Origin of the sequence: Bacillus sp. AP50, assembly GCF_040492675.1 — a bacterium.
GTDB lineage: Bacteria > Bacillota > Bacilli > Bacillales > Bacillaceae_G > Bacillus_A > Bacillus_A cereus.
Map to the genome: position 1 here is coordinate 1 of NZ_JBEUTW010000286.1, position 8,082 is coordinate 8,082.

The following is an 8,082-nucleotide window of genomic DNA, read 5'->3' on the forward strand; positions in this document are numbered from 1 at the left end:
CAAATTAACAAAGATAAGAAGAAAAATGTTTTTTTATATAGTTAATTTGGGAGGGTTTATATGAAAGTTCGTATATTGGCATACATATGTATATTTTCTTTATATGTCAGTTTAGGCTCTTATTCTGTTTTTGCACAGGATAACTTATATGAAGAAATTCAAAAGCATGCAAAACAATATGAGATTGCACCTCAAAATGCGATGATTGATAAGATATGGAAAGCAACACCAGGATATAATGGAAGACAAGTTGATATGGAAGCATCCTATAACAATATGAAGAAGCTAAAGGAATTTGATCAAAAACACCTTGAATTTAAGGAAGTATCACCGAGTGTCCACTTAGAAGATTTATCACCTGCTCCAATTTATAGGGGGCATCCGAATAAAAAGATGGTGGGATTAACAATAAATGTGGCATGGGGAAACGAGTATTTGCCTCGTATATTAGAAATATTGAAAAAGCATGATGTGAAGGCGACTTTCTTTTTAGAAGGACGTTGGGTGAAAGAAAATTTACGATTTGCAAAAATGATTGTCGATGCAAATCAAGAAGTCGGAAATCATTCTTATACGCACCCTAATATGAAAACGCTATCGTCTGATGAAATACGAGAGCAGTTACAAAAAACAAATCGAATGATTGAAGCTGCTACGAATCAAAAGGTGAGATGGTTTGCCCCGCCGAGTGGAAGTTTTCGGGATGAAGTCGTGAAAATCGCTGATGATTTCCAAATGGGAACGATTATGTGGACTGTCGATACAATCGATTGGAAGCGACCTGAGCCAGATGTACTATTGCAGAGAGTAATGAGAAAAATACACCCAGGTGCTATCGTATTAATGCATCCTACTTCGTCAACGGCAGAAGCATTAGATACAATGATTAAAAAATTGAAGGAACAAGGATATAAAGTAGGGAATATAACAGAATTACTGGATGAAAAACGTGTGGATTAAATACATTTGCATGACATTCATCCTTAAACTTGTTATCATTAAATAATAGCACTTATTTAGAGAAACTGGCAGTAGGAGGAAAGTTTTTGATTAAAAAATATACTTGTAAAAATGGTGTAAGAATAGTTATGGAGAATATACCAACTGTAAGATCGGTTGCGATTGGTATTTGGATCCATGCGGGATCAAGAAATGAAAATGAAAAAAATAACGGGATTTCTCACTTTTTAGAGCATATGTTCTTTAAAGGGACAGAAACACGTAGTGCACGCGAAATTGCAGAATCATTTGATAGTATTGGTGGGCAAGTGAATGCTTTTACTTCAAAAGAGTACACTTGTTACTATGCAAAAGTGCTAGATGAACATGCTAAATATGCTTTAGATGTATTAGCTGACATGTTCTTTAATTCAACATTTGATGAAGAAGAATTGAAAAAAGAGAAGAATGTCGTATGTGAAGAAATTAAAATGTACGAAGATGCTCCAGACGATATTGTGCATGATATGTTAACGAAAGCAACATATGAAACGCATCCGCTTGGATATCCTATTTTAGGAACAGAAGAAACACTTGATACGTTTACAGGTGATACGCTACGCCAATATATTAAGGATCATTATACACCTGAAAATGTAGTTGTTTCAGTTGCAGGAAATATTGATGAAGCCTTCTTACAAACGGTAGAGCAATATTTCGGTAGTTATGAAGGAACAACAAACCGTGAACAAGTACATAGTCCAATTTTCCATTTTAACAAAGTAGCACGTAAAAAGGAAACAGAACAAGCTCATTTATGTTTAGGATATAAAGGCTTACAAATGGGACACGAAGATATTTATAACTTAATTGTATTAAATAACGTTTTAGGCGGTAGTATGAGTAGCCGTTTATTCCAAGAAGTACGTGAGCAACGTGGGTTAGCTTACTCAGTATTTTCTTACCATTCTTCTTATGAAGATACAGGTATGTTAACACTGTATGGTGGAACAGGTAGTCAACAATTAGATACACTGTATGAAACAATGCAAGAAACATTAGAAACATTGAAAAATACAGGTATTACAGAAAAAGAGCTTATTAATAGTAAAGAGCAATTAAAAGGAAACTTAATGTTAAGTTTAGAAAGTACGAATAGTCGTATGAGCCGTAATGGTAAAAATGAATTGCTACTTCGTAAGCATCGTTCACTTGATGAGATTATCGAAAGTGTAAACACTGTAACAAAAGAAAATGTAGATGGGTTAATTCGTAACATGTTTACAGATGAATTCTCTGCAGCATTAATTAGTCCAGATGGAAAACTTCCAAAAGGAATAAAACTATAATCAACTTTTACGATGTATCTGAAAATAACCTTCTCTCTTTTTAAATGAGAGAAGGTTATTTTTTTTATACATATAGAATAGGTACTAATTATAGACAATGCAAATGAAAAATTTAGTAGGGGAGTGGAGTGAGTATGCGATTAAGTGAATTAAGCGGTAAAGAGGTTGTAGATATAGAAAAAGCGGAAAAAATGGGAGCCTTAGGTTATATGGATTTAGAGATTAATGAGAAAGACGGACAAATACAAACACTTATAATACCTGTAGGGAAGTGGGGAGGTTTTAAAAAGGAACCACAAGAAGTAAGGGTGGCATGGAGTCAAATAAAGAAAGTCGGACACGATATGCTTCTTTGTGATAGTATAGATCGTTCAAATTCGGAGTGAAGGATGGCCATTTTGGTCATCTTTTTTTGTATCTACATAGAAACCTGATAAATCATGTGTGCATTTGGATTTTCAATCACCATAAACTCGTACATTACATATGATGTGGAGGAAAAAGAAAAAGTAGGCACTTTTCTTATAAATGACAGAAAAAGAAGGTGAATTAGGGAATGTTGACTGAGATGCATATTGCTGTCATAGGAGGAGATGCAAGGCAGCTAGAAGTAATTCGTAAGCTAGTTGAATTGGATGCGAAACTTTCTTTGATAGGTTTTGATCAGTTAGATCATGGTTTCACAGGGGCAGCAAAAGAAAGTATACAAAATTTAGATTTCACTTCTGTAGACGCAATTATTTTGCCGGTTGCCGGTACAAATGCCAAAGGAGAAGTAGATACTATTTTTTCAAATGAAAAAGTTTCAATAACGAAAGAACAAATTGAAAATACACCAGAACACTTTACTATATATTCAGGTATTGGTACACCTTACTTGGAAAATCTCGTATCTACTACGAACCGAAAACTTGTTAAATTATTTGATCGTGATGATGTAGCAATATACAATTCTATTCCAACGGTAGAAGGTACATTAATGATGGTAATTCAACATACCGACTATACAATTCATGGGTCCAATGTAATGGTTCTAGGATTTGGTAGAACAGGAATGAGTGTTGCGAGAGCATTTCAATCATTAGGAGCCCATGTCAAAGTTGGAGCAAGACGATCTGAACATATTGCACGTATTACAGAAATGATGTTTTCTCCTTTTCATATGCAAGACATAGAGAAAGAAGTAGGAAATATCGATATTGTAATTAATACGATTCCGCACCTCGTTGTAACAGCGAATGTTATTGCAAAAATGCCAGCTCATACGTTAGTGATTGATTTAGCTTCTAAACCAGGCGGTACCGACTTTAGATATGCGGAAAAAAGAGGAGTCAAAGCATTGCTAGCACCTGGATTACCAGGTATTGTTGCCCCAAAAACGGCTGGGCAAATTTTAGCAAATGTTCTTTCTCAGTTATTAGCAGCAGATGCAATCGCAAAGGAGGAGGAAAAGAAATGAGTTTGAAGGGGAAACGAATTGGTTTCGGATTTACAGGTTCACATTGTACGTATGAGGAAGTTATGCCGCACTTAGAAAAATTAATTGCTGAAGGAGCAGAAGTACGTCCTGTTGTTTCATACACTGTTCAATCAACAAATACTAGATTTGGAGAAGGAGCAGAGTGGATTAAGAAGATTGAAGAAATAACAGGTTTTAAAGCAATTAATTCAATCGTTGGTGCAGAACCACTAGGACCTAAAATTCCACTAGATTGTATGGTAATTGCACCACTAACAGGGAATTCTATGAGTAAATTTGCAAATGCAATGACAGACTCTCCAGTATTAATGGCAGCGAAAGCGACGTTAAGAAATGGCAAGCCTGTCGTATTGGCTGTTTCGACGAATGATGCTCTAGGGCTTAATGGAGTAAATCTCATGCGCCTAATGGCAACAAAAAACATCTACTTCGTCCCATTTGGCCAAGATGCACCAGAGAAAAAACCGAACTCAATGGTAGCTCGCATGGAGCTGCTGGAAGATACAGTGTTAGAAGCGCTGCAAGGGAAGCAATTGCAACCGGTGGTCGTAGAAAAATTCAGATATATGAATTAAAAAACGAAAAAAAACGGACAATTTTTGATGAAACCATCATTCTTACTGTAGAATATGATAAAATTAACGTTATTAAGATCAGAAGGGGTATTGTATACTCCTTCTGATTCTAAGTTATAGAAGGATTGGTATCTAGAAAGGGGCATAGTGATGGAAAAGCAAAAAACTTTTCATGTCGCTGTAGTTGGAGCAACCGGCGCAGTTGGTGAACAAATGTTAAATACTTTAGAGAAACGAGAATTTCCAATCGGGAAATTAACGTTACTTTCATCTAAACGATCTGCAGGTAAGAAACTTGTATTTAAAGGCGAAGAATTTACAGTTCAAGAGGCAACTCCTGAAAGCTTTGAAGGAGTAGATATCGCACTATTTAGTGCTGGTGGATCTGTATCGAAACAATTAGCGCCAGAAGCAGCAAAACGCGGTGCGATTGTTGTTGATAATACAAGTGCATTCCGTATGACAGAAAACGTGCCACTTGTTGTACCTGAAGTAAATGAAAACGACTTAAAAGAACATAATGGTATTATTGCAAATCCAAACTGTTCTACAATTCAAATGGTAGTAGCTCTTGAGCCAGTTCGTCAGCAATATGGTTTAAAACGAGTAATCGTTTCCACATATCAAGCTGTATCAGGTGCTGGTGCGGCAGCTATTGAAGAACTGCATGAACAATCACAAGCAATCTTAAATGGCGAAGAAGTTAAGGCAAATGTTCTTCCTGTATCAGGTGATAAGAAGCATTTCCCAATTGCTTTTAATGCGATTCCACAGATTGATAAATTCCAAGATAATGGATTTACGTTTGAAGAAATGAAAATGATTAACGAAACGAAAAAAATTATGCATATGCCTGAATTAGAAGTAGCGGCAACATGTGTACGTTTACCAGTTGTATCAGGACACTCTGAGTCTGTTTACATCGAAGTAGAAAAAGAAGGCGTAACAGTAGCAGAATTAAAGAGCTTACTTGCAAATGCGGAAGGTATTGTTCTGCAAGATAATCCAGAAGAGCAGTTATATCCAATGCCAGCTACTGCAGTAGGTAAAAACGAAGTATTCGTTGGAAGAATCCGTAAAGATTTAAATAACGATAAAGGATTCCATCTTTGGGTCGTATCTGATAACTTATTAAAAGGCGCTGCATGGAATTCTGTTCAAATTGCAGAGCGCTTAGTAAAATTACAATTAGTGTAAACGGCTAAGAGAAGGTGCAAAATATGAAAATAATTGTTCAAAAATTTGGTGGCACATCAGTACGTGATGATAATGGACGTAAGCATGCGCTTCATCATATAAAAAAATCATTAGCTGCTGGTTATAAAGTAGTTACTGTCGTATCTGCTATGGGCCGTAAAGGTGAACCATATGCAACGGATACGTTATTAAGTCTTGTAAATCAAGAGGAATCTACTATTTCTAAACGTGAGCAAGATTTATTATTATCGTGTGGAGAGTTAATCTCTGCAATTGTTTTCTCTAATATGTTGAATGAGAACGGTATAAAAGCAGCAGCATTAAATGGTGCACAAGCTGGTTTTGTAACGAATGATGACTTTACGAATGCAAAGATTATTGAAATGAATTGCGATCGTATACATGAAGAGTTAGAAAATGTAGATGTAATCGTCGTTACAGGATTCCAAGGGCAAACGAAAAAAGGTGATACGACAACACTTGGACGCGGAGGTAGTGATACTTCAGCTTCAGCATTAGGTGTTGCACTTCATGCTGAATACATCGATATATTCACTGATGTAGAAGGTGTTATGACTGCAGATCCTCGTATTGTAAAAGATGCACGTCATCTTCAAACTGTAACGTATAACGAAATTTGTAACATGGCTTATCAAGGTGCGAAAGTCGTTCATCCACGTGCAGTTGAAATTGCGATGCATGCAAAAGTGCCACTTCGTGTACGTTCTACGTATTCTGATAGTGAAGGTACGCTTATTTCAGCATATGACGGTGCTACAAAAGGGCAGGATGTAGAAGAACGTCCTGTTACAGGTATTGCCCACGTATCGAACGTAACGCAAATTAAAGTACTTGCAAAAGAAACGGCATACGACATACAGCAGCATGTATTTAAAGAAATGGCAAACGAAGGCATTAGTGTTGATTTAATTAACATTTCTCCTACTGGTGTAGCTTACACAGTAAATGATAATGTATCAGCTCGTGCTGTCGAAGTGCTAAAACAACTTGGATATGAGCCAATTGTGACAGAACATTGTGCGAAAGTATCTATCGTTGGAGCTGGAATGGCAGGATACCCAGGGGTTACTGCGAAAATCGTTACAGCTTTAGCGGAAAAAGGTATTCAAATCCTGCAATCGGCAGATAGTCATACAACAATTTGGGTTCTTGTAAAAGAGACTGATTTAGTGGAGGCTGTAAATGCATTACATAGTGCGTTTGAGCTTTCAAAAGAAAAGCAACTGGAACAATAAGGAGTGAGACCATGATAGATTTTGGGACAATTGCAACCGCGATGGTAACACCGTTTGATATAAACGGGAATATCGATTTTGCAAAGACAACGAAATTGGTAAATTATTTAATTGATAACGGTACAACAGCAATCGTGGTAGGAGGAACGACAGGAGAATCTCCTACATTAACTTCAGAAGAGAAAGTAGCGTTATATCGCCATGTCGTATCTGTTGTCGATAAAAGAGTGCCCGTAATCGCTGGAACAGGTAGCAATAATACGCATGCTTCTATTGACTTAACTAAAAAGGCAACAGAAGTTGGTGTGGATGCAGTAATGCTAGTGGCACCGTATTATAACAAACCGAGTCAAGAAGGAATGTATCAGCATTTTAAAGCAATTGCTGAAAGCACGCCGCTTCCGGTTATGCTATATAACGTTCCAGGACGATCTATTGTACAAATCTCCGTTGATACAGTTGTTCGTTTATCAGAAATAGAAAACATTGTTGCTATTAAAGATGCCGGCGGCGATGTGTTAACAATGACAGAAATCATTGAAAAAACAGCGGACGACTTTGCGGTATACAGCGGTGATGACGGTTTAACGTTACCAGCTATGGCAGTTGGAGCGAAAGGTATCGTTTCGGTAGCCTCTCATGTTATCGGAAACGAAATGCAAGAAATGATTACAGCATTTCAAGCAGGAGAATTTAAGAAGGCACAAAAATTACATCAATTACTTGTAAGAGTAACTGATTCATTATTTATGGCGCCAAGTCCAACTCCAGTAAAAACAGCGTTACAAATGGTTGGATTAGATGTAGGTTCTGTACGTTTACCACTTCTTCCATTAACAGAAGAAGAAAGAGTAACGTTACAATCTGTAATGCAATCTATCCCTCGTTAATAAAAAATGACCTAGTGTAGAACTAGGTCATTTTTTATTATATGCAAATCTTTTCCTCTTTTTCTCACTTATATGTGTTCTTATAAGAATATTAATCGCTTCTTCATTATGTGTATAAGAAAATAATTGTACCCCTTTAACTGAGTCAAAAAATGATAGATATTATGGCATAAACGTAATAAACTACGGTGTCTGTTTTTAGAGAAATCCCCTCAAATGTGACGTAATTCATAAAAAAACTCCATTTTGTAAGTGTTTTTGTTAGATTCTAGAAAAATAAATCTTGAAACTCCCTATTATGAAATGAATTTAGCGTATGTATGGCTAGTTTTTCAAAATAATATGGAGTATAAAATCGGAGTAAATATAAAGGAAATACGTTCGATACTTTTGTTG

The 8,082-nt window shown here is 36.3% G+C and carries 8 protein-coding genes; all 8 read left to right on the forward strand.

Annotated features, from left to right (window positions below; translation table 11 throughout):
- Positions 1 to 60 precede the first annotated feature (60 nt).
- Positions 61 to 960 (forward strand): polysaccharide deacetylase family protein, encoded by a 900-nt coding sequence (locus ABWK52_RS19945; RefSeq protein WP_000868232.1) that lies wholly within the window; start codon positions 61 to 63, stop codon positions 958 to 960.
- Positions 961 to 1,046: 86 nt separating this feature from the next.
- On the forward strand, positions 1,047 to 2,288 hold the full coding sequence (locus tag ABWK52_RS19950) for a M16 family metallopeptidase (RefSeq protein ID WP_000592989.1): 1,242 nt from the start codon (positions 1,047 to 1,049) through the stop codon (positions 2,286 to 2,288).
- 134 nt (positions 2,289 to 2,422) lie between these two features.
- On the forward strand, positions 2,423 to 2,674 hold the full coding sequence (locus ABWK52_RS19955) for a YlmC/YmxH family sporulation protein (RefSeq protein WP_001239756.1): 252 nt from the start codon (positions 2,423 to 2,425) through the stop codon (positions 2,672 to 2,674).
- 170 nt (positions 2,675 to 2,844) lie between these two features.
- Positions 2,845 to 3,747, forward strand: coding sequence for a dipicolinic acid synthetase subunit A (gene dpaA, locus ABWK52_RS19960; protein WP_000954735.1), 903 nt, complete (start codon positions 2,845 to 2,847; stop codon positions 3,745 to 3,747).
- The gene (gene dpaB / locus ABWK52_RS19965; protein WP_000053596.1) at positions 3,744 to 4,343 is read left to right on the forward strand and encodes a dipicolinate synthase subunit B; all 600 of its coding nucleotides are present in this window, start codon (positions 3,744 to 3,746) and stop codon (positions 4,341 to 4,343) included. Before dpaA ends, dpaB begins: the two co-directional genes overlap by 4 nt.
- Before the next feature lie 150 nt (positions 4,344 to 4,493).
- Positions 4,494 to 5,540, forward strand: coding sequence for an aspartate-semialdehyde dehydrogenase (gene asd / locus ABWK52_RS19970; protein ID WP_000414846.1), 1,047 nt, complete (start codon positions 4,494 to 4,496; stop codon positions 5,538 to 5,540).
- A gap of 23 nt (positions 5,541 to 5,563) precedes the next feature.
- Positions 5,564 to 6,796: an aspartate kinase gene (gene dapG, locus ABWK52_RS19975; RefSeq protein WP_000692449.1), complete on the forward strand. Its 1,233-nt coding sequence runs from the start codon at positions 5,564 to 5,566 to the stop codon at positions 6,794 to 6,796.
- An 11-nt stretch (positions 6,797 to 6,807) separates the two neighbouring features.
- Positions 6,808 to 7,686, forward strand: a complete 879-nt coding sequence (gene dapA, locus ABWK52_RS19980; protein ID WP_000564763.1) for a 4-hydroxy-tetrahydrodipicolinate synthase — start codon at positions 6,808 to 6,810, stop codon at positions 7,684 to 7,686.
- Positions 7,687 to 8,082: the final 396 nt, after the last annotated feature.

Excerpts from the sequence above, each read along its gene's own strand:
- ABWK52_RS19945 (WP_000868232.1), top strand. The coding sequence starts at position 61 with ATGAAAGTTCGTATATTGGCATACATATGTATATTTTCTTTATATGTC.
- ABWK52_RS19955 (WP_001239756.1), top strand. The coding sequence starts at position 2,423 with ATGCGATTAAGTGAATTAAGCGGTAAAGAGGTTGTAGATATAGAAAAA.
- dpaA (WP_000954735.1), top strand. The coding sequence starts at position 2,845 with ATGTTGACTGAGATGCATATTGCTGTCATAGGAGGAGATGCAAGGCAG.
- dpaB (WP_000053596.1), top strand. The coding sequence starts at position 3,744 with ATGAGTTTGAAGGGGAAACGAATTGGTTTCGGATTTACAGGTTCACAT.
- asd (WP_000414846.1), top strand. The coding sequence starts at position 4,494 with ATGGAAAAGCAAAAAACTTTTCATGTCGCTGTAGTTGGAGCAACCGGC.
- dapG (WP_000692449.1), top strand. The coding sequence starts at position 5,564 with ATGAAAATAATTGTTCAAAAATTTGGTGGCACATCAGTACGTGATGAT.
- dapA (WP_000564763.1), top strand. The coding sequence starts at position 6,808 with ATGATAGATTTTGGGACAATTGCAACCGCGATGGTAACACCGTTTGAT.